Here is a 20,647-nt window from a genome sequence, read left to right as displayed (position 1 = left end):
CCTTGGCGGTTTCAAACAATCGGGTCATGCACGGTCACCAGCTTGGTGCCGTCCGGGAAGGTCGCTTCGACCTGCACGTCGTGGAGCATTTCGGCGATGCCGGGCATCACCTGCTCGCGGGTCAGCACTTCGCGGCCAAGGCTCATCAGCTCGGCGACAGTACGGCCATCGCGGGCGCCTTCCAGCACCGCAGCGCTGATCAACGCCACGGCTTCCGGGTAATTGAGCTTCAGGCCACGGGCCAGGCGCCGCTCCGCCAGCAACGCGGCGGTGAACAGCAGCAGTTTGTCTTTCTCTCTTGGGGTCAGCTCCATGGCGCTCTCTCAGGTGGCCCAGATACGCGGCGGGCAGGCTGGCAAGCCGAGGACGGCCGGCCGTAGCACATGCCACAGGCGTTGCAGGGTGTGTTGCAGGTGTTGGTTGTCATGGTCGAGCAGGCGGATCACCAGCAGCGACCCGAGCAGGGTCGCGCCAGCCGGGTTACCCAATTCGTCGAGCAACGGGCGCACCAGCTCCAGCACCGCCTGGTCGGCCGGTGCGGCGCAGAAAGTGGCGAGCAGCGGATGGCCGCCGAGCTTATCCAGCTGCCCGCCTTCGATACGCAGGCGCTCGTGGAGGCCAACCTCGTCGGGCAGTTCGATGTGCAGAAGGTTGTCGAGGGCACCGTGGTCGAAGCGCTCGTGCATGACTGGGCGGCCGAGGCACAGGGTTTCCCAGGCTAGCAGGCGTGCGCCTGGCTCAAGGATGAAGTGGCTGGCGAGGCTGGCGCGGGCACCCGAAAAGAAGATGCTGTCCTGTGGCAGCCACTCGAGGGTGCTTCCCGCGCCCAGCTTGAAGCGCTGAGCCAGCCGCGCGGTGGGGCCGACGCTGCGGTAGAACTTGCTTGCGCCAGGCATGGTCAGCAGCGCATGGCTGCCGGGCTCCAGGTGGATGTCCAGCTCCAGGCGGTCGCCAGCGACGATGCCGCCCGGCGGGTGCAAGACATAGACGTGGCAGGGTGCACCTTCCGGATAGAACGGCCGCTGCACCAAAAGAGGTCCGAAATGCCTCCACGCACCAAGGCGGGTCACATCATCGCGCCTGACAAAGCGCAACTGCAGGTGGGCGCTCCAGCCTGCATCGTCTTGTTGTTGTTCGATCTGCTCCGCGAGCGACATCCTGCGGCCCCTGAAATCCGTGGCCTGCTGGCCGTTTAGAGGGCTCGGCACGGGCGGCTGCTAGCGCGCACGGCCTGACCACTCGATCAAATTCGCAGGCTGGATATAGCAGGTTGCGGGCCAACTCCGCAGGTGAAGGCAGATGAAACTTTTGCCCCCGCCGCTCTGGCATCGAGCATGGGGGCTAACGGCGCACAAAGCGGGGGCGCACCCTGGCCCTGTTTCGGTGCCAACCGGATGCGGGCTGCGGAACAGCCCTGGATCCCAAGGTCAGTAGTCGAAACGGTCCACCGCACGCCGACGTTCGTTGTCGTCGCGCCGGTCGTAGATGGCTGTGGTCTGGATGTTGACATGATGCGCCAGCTTTTGCGCAATCGACAGGTCGTGCTCTTCGATCACCCGGGTAATGAACGCCCGGCGGAAATCGTGCGGCATGATCTTTACCCCTACCTGGGCGCCGCGCTGGCGGGCGATGTAGTAGATCGCATGCTTGGTGATGCGCGCCCGGGTGATGTGGCTGCCGCGGCGAATGCGATTGAACAGGAAGGGGTCGTCCTCGACGCCAGCCGGCAGGTCCTGCCGGCGCAGTGCGAGCCATGCCTGCAATTTTTCGAACGCCCATGGCGGTGCGTACTTGACCAGCTGGTGGTTGCCTTTGCCCACCACCTGCAGGCTGCGTGCCTCGAAATCGACCTGGTCCAGGTCAATATCCACCGATTCCGACTTGCGCATGCCGGTGCCATACAACAAGGCGATGATCGCCGCGTCGCGCACACCTTGCGGCCGGGGGTCGGCTGCGCACACATCCATCAACTCGCGGATCAGGCTGCGCCGCAGGTTGCGCCCGGGTGGCAGCCGGGTACCACTGGCCGGCTTGACCTCGCGAATGCGCAGCAACTGCTCATGCTCGATCAGGCCTTGGCGCCATGCCTCGTTCATCACGCCCCGGATGGCGTTCACGTACAGCGACGAACTGTTGGGGGCGTACCCGTCGGCACGCAGGGCGGACACCAGGGCAATCACGTGGCCGGGCTCGAGCCGATGCCAAGGCACGTCGACGAAATTACAGTCGGCAAAGCCCAGCCGGTCGGCGGCGTCCTGAAGAATGTAGCGCATGGTTTGCTGGCTGGATGGGGCCAGGCGGGCCATGTACTGCAGCAGCGGATTTTTCGAGAGGTCGGTCAAAACGTGAATCCTGTAGCGAAGCGTTGGCCGGCAACCCAGCGGGCCAACCCTGAAGCAAATCAAAACGAGATACCGGTGAGTCTGAATGCCTACAAAACAGGCCGCGGTAAAGTGCCATCACCTTGATATTCAACGTTTTTAAAATCGGCACCGCCCGGGATCTTACCCCAATTGAAGCCATCGAACGAATTGAGCCCTGCCTATACCCGTGCAACCCGTCGCAAGGCTCACGGGCATTCTTCGGCCGCTGGCCACCACCCCGGGAACATCTGTTGCACCCGGGGTTCTGCAAAACGTTCATCGATCAGCACCAACACGCCGCGGTCCTGGTCGCCCCGGATCACCCGGCCCGCCGCCTGGATCACCTTGCGCACCCCAGGGTAGAGATAGGCATAATCGAAGCCAGCGCCAAACTGCCGCCCCAAATGTTGCTTGAACTGCTCATTGACCGGGTTCACCTGAGGCAGCCCGAGGGTGGCGACAAAGGCGCCGATCAACCGCGTGCCCGGCAAATCGACCCCTTCGCCGAACGCACCACCCAATACCGCAAAGCCCACGCCGCGGCCATCGGCAACGAAGCGATCCAGAAACGCCTCACGGGCTGCCTCGTCCATGCCCGGTTCCTGCATCCAGAGTGGAATCTGTGTATGCCGCTCGGCCAGCAGCCCAGCCACCTGCTGCAGATATTCAAAACTGCTGAAGAACGCCAGGTAGTTGCCCGGCATCTGCTCATACTGCCGGGCAATCAGATCGACGATCGGAGCCAGCGAGGCCTGGCGCTGCTGGTAACGGGTAGACACCTGGGTGGCAATGCGCACCTCTAGCTGTTCGGCGCGAAACGGCGCGGCCACCTCCAACCAGGCGGTGTCGGCAGGCATGCCCAGCAAGTCGCCGTAGAAATGCCGCGGGCTCAACGTGGCGGAAAACAGGGTCACACTGCGCGCCGCCTGCATGCGCGGCGCCAGCAGCCGCGCCGGGGTGACGTTGCGCAGGCACAGGGTCGCCAGCCGGCGTTTGCGCGGGCCCTGGCGCTGGCTGATATCGAACAGGAAGTGCTCGTCGAAAAGCTCGGCGACCCGGCTGAACTGCAGAGCCTGATAGAAGAATTGCAACACGTGCGGGTCCATGTGCGCGGGCGACTGGTTCATTTGTTCCTGGATCACCCCGATGCACTGCTGCAGGGCACGCAACAGGCCTTCGGGCACCAAATCACTGGCCTGGTATGGCGCACGCTGCGCCTTGTACAGCGCATTCCAATGGCGGTTCAGGCGGTCCAGGGCACCGGTCAGCCCCGGCGGTTTGCGCTGGCGCAGGGCCTGCAACTGGCCCTGGTCAAGGCTGGCGCTGTACATGCCGCGCCCGCGCTCGACCAGGTTGTGTGCTTCGTCCACCAGCACCGCGACCCGCCACTGGTTGAGTTGGGTCAGGCCGAACAGTAAGGCGTGGGCATCGAAGTAATAGTTGTAGTCGGCGACCAGCACGTCGACCCAGCGCGCCATTTCCTGGCCCAGGTAATACGGGCACACCTGATGCGCCAACGCCACTTCGCGCAGGGTGTCGCGGTCGAGCAAGGGTCGTGCTGCCGCGGCTTCACGCGCTGCCGGCAGGCGGTCGTAAAACCCCGCAGCCAATGGGCAGGCCTCACCATGGCAGGCCTTGTCAGGGTGTTCACAGGCTTTGTCGCGAGCGATCAGTTCCAGTGTGCGCAAGGCGGGCTGTGGCGTGGCAGCGCTGATCTGGCGCATGGCATCGAGGGCCAGCGCCCGGCCCGGGGTCTTGGCTGTGAGAAAGAACAGCTTGTCGAGTTGCTGCGGTACCATCGCCTTCAGCAGCGGGAACAAGGTGCCGAGGGTCTTGCCGATGCCGGTGCTGGCCTGGGCCATCAGGCATCGGCCAGTGCTCACTGCCTTGTAGAGGGTTTCGGCCAGTTGCCGCTGACCTTGGCGAAACTCCGGATATGGGAAGTTCAGCGCCTGCAGGCCTTGGTCACGCTCGGCCAGGCGTTGTTGCTGAAACCGCGCCCACCCCAGAAACCGCTGACATTGGGTTTCAAAGAAGGCCTGCAATTCAGCCGCCGTGCAGTGCTCGGTGAATAACGTCTCGCCATCGCTGTCCACGTTCAGGTACACCAGTGCCACCTCGATAGCCGGCAGCTGTCGCGCCTGGCACAACAGCCAGCCGTAGACCTTGGCCTGCGCCCAGTGCAACTGGCGATGGTTGGGCGGCTGGCGCGCCAGCTCGCCACGGTGGGTCTTGATTTCTTCCAGCCGGTTGCTGGCAGGGTCATAACCGTCGGCTCGGCCGCGTACCCGCAGGGTTTCGAACTGGCCTTCGAGGGTGATTTCCGCCTCATAGCCAGCAGCACGCTGCGCCACTACACGCTGGTGGCCTGCAATGCCTTCCTGAGCGGTGGGTGAAGGTGTGAAGCGCAGATCCAGGTCACCCACCTTGGCGCTGAATTCGCACAAGGCGCGCACCGCCACACTGTAGCTCAAGGCGTTTCACTCCAGCGCACATGGCACACCGCGACGGGCAGGCCGTGCTCCCGGCAGAACGCTAGCCAGCGCAGCTGGTTATCTTGCAGGCGATCGCCGGGCCCCTTGACCTCGACCATGCGATAACGGCCCTGTTCGGGCCAGAACTGGATCAGGTCGGGCATGCCCGCCCGGTTACTACGGATGTCCTGCAACAGGCGCTGAAAGCAGTGCTTCAGCTGGGCAGGAGGCAGGCACGCAAGGGCCTGTTCCAGCAGTTGTTCACTGAGCATGGGCCAGAATACGAACGGCGACTGCAGGCCCTGTTTGGCCGCATAACAGTCCAGGATCGCCTGGCGATGGCTGCCATCGTCAAGCCGGCCCAGGCAGCGCTCGAACAGTGCAGCGCGGCGCTGCCGGAAATCACCGTCGTGCAGATCCTGCGGCCCAGCCTGAAACGGATTGAAGAAGGCGCCAGGCACCGGCGCGAATACAGCCTCCCAGCACAACAGGCCGAACAGGCTGTTGAACAGCGTGTTCTCCACGTAGTGCACCTGGCCTCCCTCTAGTGCCAGGTGCTGCCGCACGGCTTCTTCCACCCCCAGCGTTGCGTGCTCGGCAGGCAACTGCAGTTCGATCAGCTCAAGCGGCGCGACTCGCTGACGCCGCTGTGGCGGGCCACCAAGCTTGCGCGCCAGGCGCGGCAGCATGCGCTCCAGCGCCTGCACTTCCAGCGCATTAGCGGGTGCCGCAGCCATCTGCAACGCCACTGCGTGGGCCTCTGGCCACTGTTCGCTGCGCTCCAGCACACGTACTTGGCGAATACGGGCCTGGGCATGGTTGCACTGAGCGTATACCGCCATGGCCAGGTCCCAGTCCCCCCGCCGCTCGCATTGTTGGCCAAGCGCGAACTGCAACCGCGCATGACGCCGGGCCAGCCAGGCGTTGTCACTGTGCAAACCCTCCATCACGGTGAGGATCGACCTGGGGTCGTCACCCTGCTCCAGGCGCTCGGCACACTGGTGCAAGGCCATGGCCAGGTCGACTTCGGCACGGTAATGCAAGGCCCGGGAATCGGTACTGAATGGCACCTGCTCGTAGCGCAGCAGGCCCAGGTCGGCCAGGACGAAGTCTGACCAGTCCTGGTACAGGTTGCCGAAGAACAGCAGGCGCATGCGGTCGCACAGCGGTTGCAGGCACCACTGCAGGATGCGCACCTCGCAGCCGGGGAACCATTCAGCCAGTGATCGGGCTGCCAGCGCCAAGGGTTGTAGCTGTGCCATCAGCTCATGCTTGGCTGCACGCGGCCGGACCAGTTGCGTGGCAATGCAGCGCGCCAGTTCGTCCTTGCGCAGCAGGGCAAACAGCTGGGCAAGGTCCAGTTCCTCAGGTTCGCGAACCCAGCCGAGGGCCTGCAGCGGTTGCAGCGCCAGCGCAGTGTCGCCGATTTCGACATAGTCGAGCCGGTCGCTGCGAAACAGCTCGCCTTTGCGCATGACCATGCGCACCAACAAGGCCTGGGCGGGTGCTTGCAGTTGGCTGAAGGTTCGGATGAAGGCCAGCTCATGCTCATCGAGCAGGTCTTCGTAGCGATGTTCGACCCAAAGCAGCACCTGCCGGAAATTGTGCAGGTAGTAGAACGGGTCGTCGACAGAATGGGCGATCACGGGTTGGAGTCAGATTGCGGGAACAGGCACTGGTTATACATACAGACCCGCATGCATGACAAGAGCCGTGGGTCGCATCGGGTGCGGTGATCGGCACTGGGAGGCTTACCAGCCCGATCGCGACAGCCGTGAGGCGGCCTTGTCGGGGAGAGCTCAACTCGGGATCCGGACATGTCGCCCGCAACGCTGCTCCAGCGCTTGCGCCAGCCGCTCCACCGCCTGTTGCAGCTCGCCAGGATTATCCCCCAGCCATACCAGTGCCATGTATTGCTGGAACCGCCCCTGCGAGCTGAACCGCTCGCCCGGCAACGCATGCAATGCGGAACCTGCCAATGCGGCGGCGATCACATCCCAGGCCAAAGGCTGGGCAAAACGCACCCATAGCATTTGCCCGCCCTGAGGTATTTCCATCACTGCCCGCTGGGCGAATTGTGACCCCAGCGCACTGGCCAGGCTTCGCATGCGTGCTTGCAGGTTCGTGCGCAGTTCGACCAACTGCGTCTCGATGTCCCCTTTGGCCAACATGTGCGCAAGGGCCTGCAGGCGCAGCGGCGCGAGCCTGAACCCACGCTCGGCGAATGCCTCGGGCAGCGCTGCATCAAGGCCAAGGACATAGGCATACGGCGCCTCGGCCCCCACCACTGCTTCAAGCGCCCCCATTACCAACAGCCTGCGCGGGTCGACCCAATCGCGCAGGCGTGCAGGGGGCGGCCCGTTGAAGCAGAGCTCACTGTCCAGATCGTTTTCCAGCAACCATACCGGGTGCCGTTCTAGCATCAGGGCCACTTGCTGCTGGTAGTGCGTGCAAATGAGCCGCCCCTGTGGCATACCCAGGCACGACGGCATGACCAGCATCCTTACCGGCTCGCTGCCCAATAGCCTGGCCAAGGCGCGCAGGTCCAAATTGCCACGGGCATCCAGCGGCACCTCCAGCACACACATGCCAGCACGTGCCAATGCACGCAACACCTGCCAGCAACAGGGAGAGTGCACCAGTACCGTGCCACCTTGCATCGCCAGCGCCGCGAGCAGGGTATCGAGCAACGTCAGTACATCAGGGGCCAGTTGCACATCTTCGGCACGCCAATACTGGCTGGACGAACGGGTGTATCGCTCAGCCAGGGCGTTACGTAAACGGGTACTGCCCAGCGCCTCCCAGGGCGCAGCGCTGCGTTCACGCTGACGGCCAAGGCGTCGTTCGTGGCCGAGCAAAGCGCGCTCCAGCAGTGGTCGTGCTGGCAAGGGGGCGTGCCAGCACGGGACCGGCTGGCTGCCAGTGATCAGCACGTAATACCCCGACCGCGGCAGGCAGTGTACCCGCCCCTCCTCCTCCAGCAGGCTGTAGGCACTTTGCACCGTGGCCAACGAAACCCGCAGCCGTCGCGACAGTGCACGCAGTGACGGTAACCGGCAAGGGCCGCCGCAGGATGCCTGGCCAATCAATGCCTCCAGGTAACGATATACCTTTCGATAAGCGAACTCGCCGCGTCCCGCTCGCTCCTTCAAGGCGGACCCTCGCAACCACGTCGCCGCCCCCGCGCCTGTCGTGGCAGCAACCGCAGGTGTACATCGCGGCGGGCCAGGTTGTTCAGCAGACGCCAGGTGGTCAGTGGCAGCTGCCCACCATAGATTGCTCGCAGTTTCCCCAGCGGCAGACCGCTGGTGTTGACCAGCCAGGCTTTCACCGCATCGGGGCAAGGCTTGCCTTGCAACGCCCTGTGCAGGTAGGGCAGTGCTACCAGCATGTCAGCGTGCCGGCATTGCAGAAAACGCTCGAGGTTCTTCCCCTGCCTGGCGAAGGGGCTGAAAAGCAGGCACACCAGTTGGGTCTGGTTGATCCCGTAGGTTTTGCCGAGCAATGATTGATGGCCCTCACGCGGTCCGCTGCCACCCGCCTGTCCCGCCAGCCGCAACGCCGGGCGACTGACCTGTGGCTCTAGGCTGCGTGCACGCAACTCGTGCAGTTGCGCGGTGACCAGTGGGTCGAGAAATGCGGGCAGCGGCCAGGCATCCGGCGCGGCTTCGAAGCTGCAATCGAGCATGGCGTCAAGTGGCTGCTCATCAAGCAAGTGCGGCAGCAGGTCATCAATAGCAAACAGCCGCACCGGCACACCTTGTGGTGCATCGACATGCAATGGCCCGGCCAGGCACCCCGGCGCTACATCCACGGCGCCGGGCAAGCGCCCAAGACCGTGGGCCAGCATCGCCAGGCACTGATGCATCACATGCGGCCCCCGCTCGCCGGCCATGCGCAGGCTGCGCCGGGCCCACGCCAGGTAACGGCGCCGCTGCAACCCGGAAACGGCGGTGACCACTGCATCGGCGGGCGCCTGTACCCATAGAGCAAAACTTATGGCCCCCGCCAGGTCCAGGAACAGGCGGCTACCCAACAAGGCTTCGGGCCTGGCATCGATCAGGTGACCGAACTCCAGCATGGCGTCTCTTGCCAACAGCCAGCGTTCGGGGGCTACTGGGGGCCGGCAGTTGAAAGGCACCACTTCGCGCCCCTGGATCATCTGCAATTGCACCCGCGGGTCATCCTGCATGAACAGGGTACTGAAACTGCGCTCATGGGCTTGCAGCGTTGCGCTACACGCCATCGGCAAGCTGACCACCAACACCTGCAACTGGAAGGTTACCGGCGCACGCAGCGCGATGCTCAGTTGCGCCGCGCGCAGCATGGCCAACAGCCGGGTACTCTGACGATCGCTGCCGTGCAATACCTGCAAACGGAAAGTGCCAATGTACTCGGTGCCGCCAGCTGAAATCAGCAGGCGCTGTATCAGTAACTGCAAAGAAGCGCGCTGCGCCTGGGACATATGGCTCAGCAAGCGTTCGAGCACTTGCTGGTAGATATATTGCATTGCCTGATCGTGAATAGCCGTCACGAAACCACCTCACCTACTACATGTAGCGAACGCAAGCCGTGCCAAGCACTTGAACTTCAACATGCGTCGAACTTGTCCAGAAGAAATTTCCTACATCCAAGCGAAAGTAATCATGTAAAGCATCACTGTCGCCAAGCCATTGAGAGGAAACCACCCCTGCGACCGCCCGCTGCTGCCCTAGACTGCCTTGACTCAGGCATCGCCATGCTCATGCCACGCTCCTTGCGCAAACCATCACCGGGCCATTATCGAGGGATGCAAAGCGAATTGAAGATACAGATCGCGGTAAAAAAACCATTCAGCACGAAAGCAGGATCACATTGAACGCTGCAAGAAAACAGTTCAAGTCGGAATGCTTGGCGGAATATTTCCGAATCGCTTGAAGTTTTCGTCACGCATGTAATCCATGCCGTCTTTTAATGTAGGAATTGTCCTATTTTGATGCCAACAATCATTTATTCGGCGTATAAAAAACCCGGGACTCTGCCCGGGTTTCAAATTACGCAAACAACCGTCAGTGTTGCGCCATGTCCAGCACCACTCGCCCGCCACACGGACATTGATCCATGTAGCGGTGGGCTTCCACCACCTGCTCGAAGGGGTACACCTTGATGATCTGCGGGGTCAGCAACTGGTCAGCGGTGAACTGGTTGATATCACGCAGGGCACGCTGCAAGGCCACCTGGTCCTGGCTGATGCCAAGCTCCGGCTTGCCGGTGAAATTACCGATGCAATGCACGTAGAACTGGATGTTCTTCTGGAATGCCGCACACGCCGGGAACGGCGTCTGGTTGCCGCCTTGCAGACCGTACAGCACCAGGCTGCCGCGAGGTGCCAGCACATCGCCCAGCAGCGACATCTGCGGCCCACCCATGCCATCGAGCACCATGTCCACGCCGCGACCGTCGGTGTACTTGCCAATCTGCAGCAGCAGGTCCTGTTCTTCGGTGACGATCACCTTCTCGGCCCCCAGGCCCAACAGGTACTCACGCTGCTGTTCCTCCTTGGTGGCAGCGAACACCCTCAGCCCCAGCGCCTTGCCCAACTGCACGAAGGCAGGCCCGGCACAATGGCTTGCATCCGTTACCAACGCGGTCTGCCCAGCCTTGGCCCGCGCCAGGTCGACGTAGGCGAAATAGGCGATCAGCAGCGGCGTGTAGTGCACGCTGGCCTCGATCGGGGTGAGCACACCCGGGTAACGGGTGATAGCCGTGCGCGGCAGGACGATGACATCGCCATACACCGGATGGTCGTTGGCACTGGTAGCCGGAAAACTGGCGACGCGGTCGCCTACGGCAATGTCGTCAACCCCTTCACCGACCGCAGTCACCACCCCGGCCATCTCGTGGCCGATTCCCGCGGGCAGACGCGCCTGGGACGGTGCCAGGTTCTGGCGCCAGAGCACGTCATACCAGCTGACACCAACCGCCTCGACGCGAACTTGCACTTCGCCGGCAGCCGGTGACGGTTCGGCCTGCTCCTCGCAACGGAGCACATCGGCAGCGCCGAACTTGTGGAAACGGATCATGCGGGACATCGCATACCTCGCCTTTGTGAACCTCTAATTACCCCTGACTCTATCCGGGCTTTGCCGGTTAGACCATCAGTGGTCATTAATAGTCGACATGCTTGTCATCGATTGGGCACCTGACTTTCCCTGCGATTGGTCCCCCTAAACCCGTGCAGGGTAACAGCCTTTGGCCTTAAGATTCACCCCTGCCCCACTTTAGGCGAAGCGCACCGATGAATCGAAACGACCTGCGTCGCGTAGACCTCAACCTGCTGATCGTGTTCGAAACGCTGATGCACGAGCGCAGCGTAACGCGGGCTGCAGAAAAACTGTTCCTCGGCCAACCGGCCATCAGCGCGGCCTTGTCGCGCCTGCGCAACCTGTTCGACGACCCACTGTTCGTACGGACCGGCCGCAGCATGGAGCCCTCGGCGCGAGCTCACGAGATCTTCGCCCTGCTGTCGCCAGCGCTGGACTCGATTTCCACTGCTGTCAGCCGCGCCGCCGAATTCGACCCGGCCACCAGCAATGCGGTGTTCCGCATCGGCCTGTCGGACGACGCCGAGTTCGCCTTGCTGCCGCAACTGCTCAAGCGCATTCGCGCCGAGGCGCCCGGTATCGTGTTGGTGGTGCGCCGAGTCAACTACCTACTGATGCCGACGCTGCTGGCTTCGGGGGAAATCTCGGTGGGGGTCAGTTACACCAGCGAGCTGCCGGCCAACGCCAAGCGCAAAGTGCTGCGCCGCAGCATGCCGAAACTGCTGCGCGCCGACAGCGTGCCCGGCAGCATCACCCTCGACGATTTCTGCGCTCGGCCCCACGCATTGGTGTCCTTTGCCGGTGACTTGTCGGGTTTTATCGACGAGGCACTGGAAGAGATTGGCCGCAAGCGCCATGTCGTGCTGGCGGTGCCGCAATTCAACGGGTTGGGGAGTTTGCTGGCGGGCACCGACATCGTTGCAACGGTGCCGGATTACACGGCCGACGCGCTGACGGCTGCCGGTGGCCTGCGGGCGGAAGACCTGCCAATCCCCGTGCGCAGTTTCGAGCTCCACATGGCCTGGCGCGGAGCGCAGGACAACGACCCGGCGGAAAAATGGTTGCGGTCGCGGATACAGATGTTCTTTGGGGATCCCGATAGCCTCTGACTGACTTCCATCAAGATCCACAAAAGCCAATAAATTCATCACCTTACCTATTAATCCAATCCAAAGCCGTCCGTCGCATTCCACTCATTACCGACGCGCCGCGGGTATATTTTTGGGTACTTTTCATGTTTCGAAAAAAAGTACCCACACATGACGACATCCCTCCCTACGCCTGCATTGCGTCGAAAACTCAGCGATGCTTTCCTGCGTGCCATTGCAGAACCCGGCAAGTACGCTGACGGCGAGGTGCCTGGACTGTACCTACATGTCCAGGCCTCGCAGAAGTCGAGCAAGCCTGCCGCCAAGTACTGGCGGATGAGGTATCGCCTGCATGGGAAGGAGAACGTGTACGCGATCGGCCGTTATCCCGACATTGGCTTGAAAGACGCCCGCGACCTGGCCCGAGCCGCGCGACAGAACGTAGCCCATCACATCGCCCCGCTGAAGGCCAAACGCAAGAAAATCGCCGATCAATTACTCAATGAGGAACGCACCTTCACTTACGTGGCCGAACAGTGGCTGGCCTTCAAATCGCACGACCTCGTGAGCAAATCCCTCGCGGGCTTCCGCGGCGCGTTGAACAATCACATCCTGCCCACGATCGGCAGTATCCCCGTCAGCGAGATCAAGCTGGATCACATCATCGAGATAATCGCCACCTTGCGCCGCGCACGTACACTGGCCATGGCCAAACGCGTACGCACCATCATTCGTGCCGTGCTCGGTTTCGCCGAGGGGCGGGGCTGGGTGGAGCGCAACGTAGCCCTGAGCAACACCGAGGAACTCAAGGTTCGCCACGTGGTAACCAGTAATCCGGCGATCGAGCGACCGGCCGATTTGGGGAAGTTTTTGCTGCGCCTGGATGAACTTAGCCCGAGCAGCGTAAGCATCGCGATGCGCCTGCTGGTGATGCTGCCGGTTCGCCCTGGAGAGTTGGTGAAAATGCGCTGGGAAGATGTCGACCTCGTCAGTGCCGACTGGCGTTATGTCGTCGGAAAAACCCGCCACCTAGACAAAAGCAAACACATCGTGCCACTGCCTGAGCAGGCCCTTCTGCTGTTGCGTGAGCTCCATGAACGGCGGGTGGTCGATGAGGCGGGCAATGGCTGGGTTTTTGTCTCACCGGTCTACCCGGGCACCCCAATTGACGCCACTTCCCTGGCCAAGGCTTATCAGCGGATCTGGCCGGACTACCCGATTACTGCGCACGGATTCCGCGCGACCTACCGCACTATCGCCCACGAGCATTTAAGCGTCGATCCGATTGTATTGGAGTTGTCGTTGTCTCACCGCATGCCGGGCGCGCTGGGCGCGGTTAACGCGCGGGCCCAGTTACTGCCGCAACGCAGGGAGGCCGCTCAACAATGGACAGACTATTTGGATCGGCTTCGAAAAAATGCAGTGCTGGTAGCGCACACTGATTGAACCAGCATGGTGGTAGTGGCGCTGCACTAAGCTCGACTTGCTCCGCCGCCATTCTTGCGTCCGTAGACGGCTATCTGGGTCGCTACCGCGACCCGAATAGCCCAGGCAGCACCCTGGTGTCCGACTCAGGTAGATCTGCACTTACATCCGCTGATGTTGGAGGATATCCTAGCTTCTTTCGCTTTTCGACGTACCTACTTGCGTTTTCACACAGCCTGGGCCGAGAGGTGAGATTATAATTGATCGACCATTTCAGCCCTGGTCGTAGCTACCCATAGCACATAATCAATTGATCTTAGTTCTTGAATATGAAATGCACGGTCGGAAAGCTTATTATCCCAACCCTACTAGATCTCATAATTAAATCTTATCCGACCCTATTGGCCGATAAACTATATTATAATACGTTCAACGCACTAAATAATACATCTCGTGATTATGGCGACGAAAGTCACCTAGGTCACTAGATGCCTTTGCCTCACGGTAGCCTTGCGGCCGAATAGGCGTTCGTCTTTGCCGCTCCTGCAGCTCAATTACTAGAGCTCGGTTAGTGACTACAGGTCGAGCGTGAGGGTCGGCGTGAAAGCTCGAGAAACGCACATCGTCATCACGTTTCCCTGCGCCCGCTCGCTTTCACTGAGCAGCAGGTCGCGATGATCCGGCACCCCATCCAGCACCCGCGTCTCGCACATGCCGCACACACCCTGTTCACAGGATGACGCCACTTCGTACCCCGCCGCCCGCAGCGCCGGCATCATCGTGCAACCGAGCGGCACCTGCAGTTGAGTGCCGCTGCGAACAAGAATGATCGTCAACGCTTAACCACCCTGCTCCACCGGCGCCTGCACCGGGGCGAAGCGCTCCAGGTGCAGGCGCTCCAGCAACCCTGCCTCGGCAAAATGCCGTCAGGTCATCCAGCAGCGCTGCCGGCCCACAGCTGTAAACCTGACGCCCAGCCCGTGCAGCGGCCACAACGGCGTCCAGGTCGAGCAGGCCGACCTCGTCATCGGCACGACCTCGACACGACCCGCGCCCATGACCTGCAGCTCATCAATGAAGGCCATCGACTGGCGCGAACGACCGCCATAGAGCATTTGCCAATCGAAACCCGCGCGCTGGGCGGTCTGCGCCATGGCCATGATGGGCGTAACCCCGATGCCGCCAGCGACAAACAGATAGGCTTCACCTTCCTGCATCGTGAAGGCGTTGCGCAGCCCGCGTATAGCCAGTTGCTGGCCCAGACGCAAGGCACCATGCACCTCACGCGAACCGCCCCGGCCATTGGCCTCCAGCAGCACGGCGATGCGCAAGCTGCGACGCTGCTGGGCGGCGCCAAGCTGCATCGCGAACTGGCCCACAAGGCGATTGCCAATGCCAGTATCCGGCTTCAGCAAGTTTTCGGCATGGCTGAGGGGCTGGTCTGTTACACCTGTACAAACGACCCAACGGAAGTCGTGGCGTCCATCCAGGGTACTCCCATGTCCGAGCTGGATGAGGTCGAGCTGCGGGGCCAAACCGATACTGCTGGAGAACTCTGTGCCCGCGGTCCTTGCATGATTCCAGGCTATTTCAATGACCCGCATGCCGATCGACAGGCATTCGATCAGCGAGGGTTCTGCCGCAGCGGGAACCTAGTACGGCATGCTCATGGCGATTATTTGGAAGTGATTGGCCGTAGCGTAGAAACCCTCAACCGCAATGGGGAAAAGATTGACCCCCACGAAGTTGAAAACGTGATAATGAAGCATCCAGCAGTGATTGATGCCGTTCTGGTCGGGCTGACTGCAGCCGATGGCACGCTGCGTCTGGTACTCTTTGCCATTGCCACTCAGCCGCTCACGCTGGTGCAGGCGCGCGCATACCTAGTATTGACTTCCCGCAGCGCTCTGGATGTCGAGCGCCTGATTTCTACCGACCACCTGATGGCCCATGGACTGACCTCCATGGAGATGCTCCAACTGGTTGACTATTTCAACGACCAAGACTTTTTGATCTCGGCTATGCCGACCTTTACCGTCAATGCTCTATCCGCGATTGGCTGGTTTTGCTGGCAGGGCGAATTGAGGCGCATGGAACCAGTGAGCCAAGTCGCGAATGACAGTACCGGCGATGGGCCTGCGGCGGGCGTAGTCCTGCTCGGGACGCCCCGACTGACTACGTTTGAACAGATGGTCCAGCCCCTCGTACGCTCGCCATTGGCAAGCAGGGCGCTGGTCGGCGGCGCTCACCCATTGCTCAAAGTCGAGCTGCGGAGAGATCTGCTCGTCAGCCAGCCCCTGCAACAACAGCAGGGGCGTATGAGTGTCGATATTGAGCCAGACGGCAGGATGGTGCTCACGTATGGCCGCCAAATAAACTGAAGACATGCCAAACGCAAGCTTTTCTGACCCACGCGGTGCGCTGGCTACTGTACGCAAGCACTCAAGATCCCGCTGCAGATCCTGCGCCTCGTTTTCGTTCAACAAGGGCAACAGTCCGTTGGCTTGTGCTGCTATAAGGTTTTCCAAGGTACGCCAGGGTGCCGCCATCGCAACGACGCCGGCAAGTGGTGCTCCTATTTGTGTCTGCCGCCAAGCAATAAGTGGCGCGACATAGCCACCCAGACTATGCCCCAGGAGATAAACCGGACTGTCGGGTAGATTGAGAGCCAAGGCGCGGAGGATCGCCATGACGGGCAAAACGTATTCTTCATGGACTGTGCCGCTAATTACCGCATTAGCTGGCATCCTTTTGTCAAAGCGCACCGTGCCGATGCCCCGCCCCGCCAGCTCCCAGGCCAACTCAGAAAAAATATGACTGGGTCCGATGGTGTAGTCGGCATTCTGAGGACCTGAACCTGGAAGTAATACTACGACGGGCATAATGCGGTACTGCCGTCGAGGCAGGCACAGTAAGCCTAATAGTTGCTGGGTATCCGGATGATGCAACCGTTGCTCTCTGAAACGGCGCCCCCTGGCAAGCCTGAAAAAGGGAACGGCAGCCAGCCCGATGATGCTGTCGGTGAAGCGCGCGGTGAAACGCACGCTGGTGCCACCTACGCGCATTAGACACTCGATGCGTCCACCTGGCCGTTCGCGCAATGAGCGCGGCACTGCCACTGTCACCAAAGCCTGTAACGGTCGTAAGACATCGTCTGTTAGGCGCTCAACAACCGTCGAGTGCGCTTCCTCACGAATCCTGTCGAAGTACCCTGCGCGCAAATTGCTCAACAATCGTCGGAACCGTTTGCGCGGTGAATAATCCTTCATGCACCACCCTAGATTTCTTGGCCCACCACTACGGTTTTCAGACAGATAGGCCGATAATAGATGGCAAGTACTTCCGTGCAATCAACCAGACGCGGGATTGCCGTTCGCTATGAGGCCAGATGGCACATTCAGCGATCGCGACCGCGTTGAATATCCTTACCGTCTGTACAAAGTTATTGAAGACTGACGACCGAGGCACACCACGTCTCATGGTGCGCCTTCACCCTTCCTGTCAGCTTTTGGGGCACGTTCCCATTGCCGAATACAGCACCGTCGTTAGTTGTCCGGCTCTATCCTCGTACGTCATCGCCATGGGGACTAGCTCACAAGAGCTGAGCGCATCGGTCATGCCAATCATTCTGGCAATATCGAGTTTTTCGCCGTAGGCATAGTCTTTTACCACCGGTTTAGCTTTTCCTGCCTTTTGCGCGTAGGCCAGCATGGCCTCGTGATGGTCTTGCAGGCGCCCATCTTGACCGGCTGCAGCCGCGCTGGCCACAAAAAATCCAAATGCGCAGATACTCATGCGTGAATAGTAAAGCCAGCTCACTGGTTCGACTCCTTTGGTGTAACTATTGGCGGACGCGCCGCCGTTGAGATGTTCTGGGCCGGCCTGTTGCGCTGGAACATTGAGCTGACAGACAGGTAAAACAGCGGTACCCAGAAGATCGCCAGCAAAGTGCCGGTAATGACGCCACCGATCACACCTGTACCAATGGCATGCTGGCTGCCCGCCCCTGCCCCGCTTGAAAGCACCAAGGGCACCACGCCCAGCGTAAAGGCAAGCGATGTCATGATGATTGGCCGAAGGCGCATACGACACGCCATTACCGCCGCATTGAGGTGGCTCAAGCCCTGCCTGTGTAGGTCAGTGGCGAACTCGACGATCAGGATTGCGTTCTTTGCAGAGAGGCCCACAGTTGTAAGCAGGCCCACCTGGAAGAACACATCGTTCGACAAGCCCCGCATGCTGGTAAACAGCAGTGCGCCGATTACACCTAGCGGAACAACCAGCATCACGGAGAACGGGATTGACCAGCTTTCATACAGCGCGGCCAAGCACAGGAACACCACCAGCAGCGAGAGGATGAACAGTGCTGGAGCCTGATCCCCCGACAGTCGTTCCTCGTAAGACTGGCCAGTCCACGAGAAGCCCACCCCAGGCGGTAGCTCTTGAGCAATTCGCTCGATCGCTGCCATGGCATCACCCGAACTGTACCCGGGAGCCGGTTCACCTTGGATCTCCAGAGCTTGCACACCGTTGTAACGCGAGAGCTTCGGCGGACCATAACTCCATTCACCACGGGCAAACGTGGTCAGCGACACCATTTGCCCACTGGCATTGCGCACATACCATTTGGCTACGTCTTCAGGGCTCATACGCGAAGTTGCTTCACCCTGAACGTAGACCTTCTTGACTCTGCCGCGGTCAATGAAATCGTTGACATAGTTTCCGCCCCAGGCAATCGCGACGGTGTCGTTGATATCAGACAATGACAGGCCGTGGGCACGCGCACGTTCATCGTCGATGAACAGGTTGTATTGCGGCTCGTCGCGCGGTCCATTTGCCCGCACGTTCGCGAGTGCTGGCTCCTTGGCCGCCAACTCGATCAACTGGTCACGAGCCAACCCCAACGCCTCGTGCCCCAGCCCTGCGCGGTCTTGCAGGAACAGGTTGAAGCCGGTCGCATTGCCCAATTCCATTACAGCCGGCGGGGCAAATGCGTTCACCTTCGCATCGCGCAGGCCGGCAAAGTGCTGCTGCGCACGCTCCGCCAGTTCGAAGACGCCCTGCCCCGGCTCGGTACGCTGCTCCCAAGGTTTCAGCATGACGAATGCCATGCCAGAACTCTGCCCGCGACCACCGAAGTTGAAGCCGTTGACATTGAATACCGAGGAAACAACCTCCCCCTCCTCTTCCAGCAGATACCGGCGGACTTCATCTATGACCGCCTGAGTGCGCACGGCGGTAGCTCCGGAAGGCGCTTGAATCTGCGCGTACAAGACACCCTGATCCTCTTCCGGCAAAAACGCTGTAGGAATTCGGGTAAACATCCAGGCCATGGCCATTACTATTACTGCATACATCATCAGGTAAGGCAGCTTGCGCTTGAGCACGCCTACGACAGCGCGCTCGTAAGAACCAACGACTTTGTCGAACGTGCGATTGAACCAACCGAAGAACCCGCGCTTGTGGTTGTGGTCAGCGGCCGGCTGTTTGAGCATCGTGGCGCAGAGAGCCGGGGTAAAGACCAACGCGACCAATACCGACAACGCCATCGCCGACACGATAGTGATAGAAAACTGTTTGTAAATGACCCCGGTGGAACCGCCGAAGAACGCCATGGGAAGAAACACGGCCGTGAGCACCAGACCGATCCCCACAAGCGCACCTTGGATTTGATCCATCGACTTACGCGTCGCCTCCAACGGTGGCAGCCCATCTTCGACCATCACGCGCTCGACGTTTTCCACCACTACGATGGCATCATCGACCAACAAGCCGATCGCCAGCACCATGGCGAACATGGTCAGGGTGTTGATGGTGAAGCCAAACATCGCCAAAACACCGAAGGTGCCCAGCAGCACCACGGGTACCGCCAGCGTCGGGATCAGGGTGGCCCGAAAGTTCTGCAGGAACAGGTACATCACCAGGAATACCAGGACTACCGCCTCGACCAGCGTCATCAGTACGCCCTGGATGGAGGCCGAAACTACTGGAGTCGTGTCATAAGGGAACACCACCTTCATGCCCTGGGGCATGAACGGTTCCAATTCGGCGACCGTGGCACGGATGGCCTTTGCCGTATCCAGCGCGTTGGCGCCGGTTGCCAGTTTTATCGCCATACCCGAAGCTGGAAGCCCGTTGTACTGGGCGCTGACGTTGTAGCTCTCGCCGCCCAGCTCAACACGCGCCACATCGCCCAAGCGTACTTGAGACCCGTCAGCATTGACTCGGAGCAGGATGTCGGCAAATTGTTCCGCCGTCTGCAGCCGCGACTTGGCAGTGATGGTGGCGTTCAACTGCTGATCAGGAGCGGCCGGTAACCCGCCGATCTGGCCGGCAGAAGTCTGTACGTTCTGCTCCTGAATGGCCGCCTTGACGTCCACGGGGGTCAACTGGTAGCTGTTCAGGCGTGCGGGGTCCAGCCAGATGCGCATGGCGTACTGTGCACCGAACACCTGGAAGTCACCTACACCTGGGGTACGTGCGATGGGGTCTTGGATATTGGCAACCACATAGTTGCTCAAGTCCTGGTTGGTCATGCTGCCATCTTCGGAGACCACCCCGATGACGAGCAGGAAATTCTTGACCGCCTTGGTGACCCGAATGCCCTGCTGCTGGACCTCCTGTGGCAGTAACGGGGTCGCCAACTGCAATTTGTTCTGGACCTGAACCTGAGCGATGTCCGGATCGGTCCCCTGTTCAAAGGTCACCGTAAGGCTCATCCGGCCATCGGAGGTACTGTCCGACGACATGTAGCGCAGGCCGTCAATGCCGTTGAGCTGCTGTTCGATGACCTGGACGACAGTGTCCTGCACCGTTCGAGCAGACGCTCCAGGGTAGTTGACCTGGATACCAATCGCTGGTGCCGCGATACTGGGGTACTGGTTGACCGGGAGCTTGAGAATAGACAGGGCGCCCGCCAGCATGACCACCAGAGCGATGACCCAGGCGAAGACCGGGCGATCAATGAAGAATCTGGACATCAGTCTTTACCTCCGCTTGCTGCCGGTAGCCCATGTGCAGGACGCAGGCAACCGCTCATGTGGGCATGAGAGTTCAGCGAGATGCTGGAGGGGATTACAACGTTCACGATGAAGGCGCTCCTCAGTGCTTCAATCAGCGCGCTCCATAGGGGCGCGCAGGTATGAGGGAGGCAATCGTGTAGCGAAGCGAGTATTGAGCGTTAGCTAAAATAAGTTAACTATGAGCGAGAACGC

15 protein-coding genes and 1 pseudogene are annotated in these 20,647 nt (G+C 60.9%); 3 read left to right on the top strand and 13 right to left on the bottom strand.

The window, feature by feature from the left end:
* Positions 1-11: 11 nt before the first annotated feature.
* The 8 genes from OO258_RS23525 to OO258_RS23490 form a co-directional block, all read right to left on the bottom strand.
* The gene (locus tag OO258_RS23525) at positions 12-314 is read right to left on the bottom strand and encodes an urease subunit gamma (RefSeq protein ID WP_003253929.1); all 303 of its coding nucleotides are present in this window, start codon (positions 312-314) and stop codon (positions 12-14) included.
* 9 nt (positions 315-323) lie between these two features.
* A complete protein-coding gene (locus OO258_RS23520) occupies positions 324-1,157 on the bottom strand; it encodes an urease accessory protein UreD (RefSeq protein WP_266033249.1) in 834 nt (277 codons plus the stop codon).
* Positions 1,158-1,427: 270 nt separating this feature from the next.
* A complete protein-coding gene (locus OO258_RS23515) occupies positions 1,428-2,306 on the bottom strand; it encodes a site-specific integrase (protein WP_416309228.1) in 879 nt (292 codons plus the stop codon).
* A gap of 263 nt (positions 2,307-2,569) precedes the next feature.
* Positions 2,570-4,837: an ATP-dependent DNA helicase gene (locus tag OO258_RS23510; protein WP_266033243.1), complete on the bottom strand. Its 2,268-nt coding sequence runs from the start codon at positions 4,835-4,837 to the stop codon at positions 2,570-2,572.
* Complete coding sequence (locus tag OO258_RS23505) at positions 4,834-6,483, bottom strand: VRR-NUC domain-containing protein (RefSeq protein WP_266033241.1); 1,650 nt, start codon at positions 6,481-6,483, stop codon at positions 4,834-4,836. The genes OO258_RS23510 and OO258_RS23505 overlap by 4 nt, the downstream gene beginning before the upstream one ends.
* Positions 6,484-6,636: 153 nt before the next feature.
* Positions 6,637-7,989, bottom strand: coding sequence for a GntR family transcriptional regulator (locus OO258_RS23500; protein ID WP_266033238.1), 1,353 nt, complete (start codon positions 7,987-7,989; stop codon positions 6,637-6,639).
* On the bottom strand, positions 7,986-9,371 hold the full coding sequence (locus OO258_RS23495; protein WP_266033235.1) for a hypothetical protein: 1,386 nt from the start codon (positions 9,369-9,371) through the stop codon (positions 7,986-7,988). Before OO258_RS23495 ends, OO258_RS23500 begins: the two co-directional genes overlap by 4 nt.
* A gap of 514 nt (positions 9,372-9,885) precedes the next feature.
* Positions 9,886-10,908, bottom strand: a complete 1,023-nt coding sequence (locus tag OO258_RS23490) for a zinc-dependent alcohol dehydrogenase family protein (protein WP_110744355.1) — start codon at positions 10,906-10,908, stop codon at positions 9,886-9,888.
* A gap of 206 nt (positions 10,909-11,114) precedes the next feature.
* On the opposite strand from OO258_RS23490, the gene OO258_RS23485 reads away from it, so the two are divergent.
* Positions 11,115-12,029: a LysR family transcriptional regulator gene (locus OO258_RS23485; protein ID WP_110744356.1), complete on the top strand. Its 915-nt coding sequence runs from the start codon at positions 11,115-11,117 to the stop codon at positions 12,027-12,029.
* Positions 12,030-12,179: 150 nt separating this feature from the next.
* Entirely contained in the window at positions 12,180-13,454 is a 1,275-nt protein-coding gene (locus OO258_RS23480; protein WP_266033228.1) for a tyrosine-type recombinase/integrase, read from the top strand.
* A gap of 554 nt (positions 13,455-14,008) precedes the next feature.
* Here the strand turns inward: OO258_RS23480 and OO258_RS23475 are convergent.
* Both OO258_RS23475 and OO258_RS23470 read right to left on the bottom strand, forming a co-directional pair.
* A complete protein-coding gene (locus OO258_RS23475) occupies positions 14,009-14,269 on the bottom strand; it encodes a 2Fe-2S iron-sulfur cluster-binding protein (protein WP_266033225.1) in 261 nt (86 codons plus the stop codon).
* A 90-nt stretch (positions 14,270-14,359) separates the two neighbouring features.
* The gene (locus OO258_RS23470) at positions 14,360-14,812 is read right to left on the bottom strand and encodes a hypothetical protein (RefSeq protein WP_266033222.1); all 453 of its coding nucleotides are present in this window, start codon (positions 14,810-14,812) and stop codon (positions 14,360-14,362) included.
* Here OO258_RS23470 and OO258_RS27780 point away from each other — a divergent pair.
* A pseudogene (locus tag OO258_RS27780) lies at positions 14,708-14,965 on the top strand (2,3-dihydroxybenzoate-AMP ligase); the annotation flags it as partial. The gene OO258_RS23470 and the pseudogene OO258_RS27780 sit on opposite strands and share 105 nt — an antisense overlap.
* 513 nt (positions 14,966-15,478) lie before the next feature.
* Here OO258_RS27780 and OO258_RS27775 read toward each other — a convergent pair.
* The 3 genes from OO258_RS27775 to OO258_RS23455 all read right to left on the bottom strand — a co-directional run bounded on the left by OO258_RS27775 (position 15,479) and on the right by OO258_RS23455 (position 20,413).
* The gene (locus tag OO258_RS27775) at positions 15,479-16,315 is read right to left on the bottom strand and encodes an alpha/beta hydrolase (RefSeq protein ID WP_401081342.1); all 837 of its coding nucleotides are present in this window, start codon (positions 16,313-16,315) and stop codon (positions 15,479-15,481) included.
* A gap of 619 nt (positions 16,316-16,934) precedes the next feature.
* On the bottom strand, positions 16,935-17,252 hold the full coding sequence (locus tag OO258_RS23460; RefSeq protein ID WP_266033216.1) for a DUF2790 domain-containing protein: 318 nt from the start codon (positions 17,250-17,252) through the stop codon (positions 16,935-16,937).
* Positions 17,249-20,413 carry an efflux RND transporter permease subunit gene (locus OO258_RS23455; protein ID WP_266033213.1) on the bottom strand — a complete coding sequence of 1,055 codons (3,165 nt, stop codon included), beginning with the start codon at positions 20,411-20,413 and terminating at the stop codon, positions 17,249-17,251. Before OO258_RS23455 ends, OO258_RS23460 begins: the two co-directional genes overlap by 4 nt.
* Positions 20,414-20,647: the final 234 nt, after the last annotated feature.

Source organism: Pseudomonas sp. DCB_BI, from assembly GCF_026240995.1.
Lineage (GTDB): Bacteria > Pseudomonadota > Gammaproteobacteria > Pseudomonadales > Pseudomonadaceae > Aquipseudomonas.
Note: the sequence above shows the minus strand (reverse complement) of the source record. Positions and strands in the feature narration are given on the sequence as shown.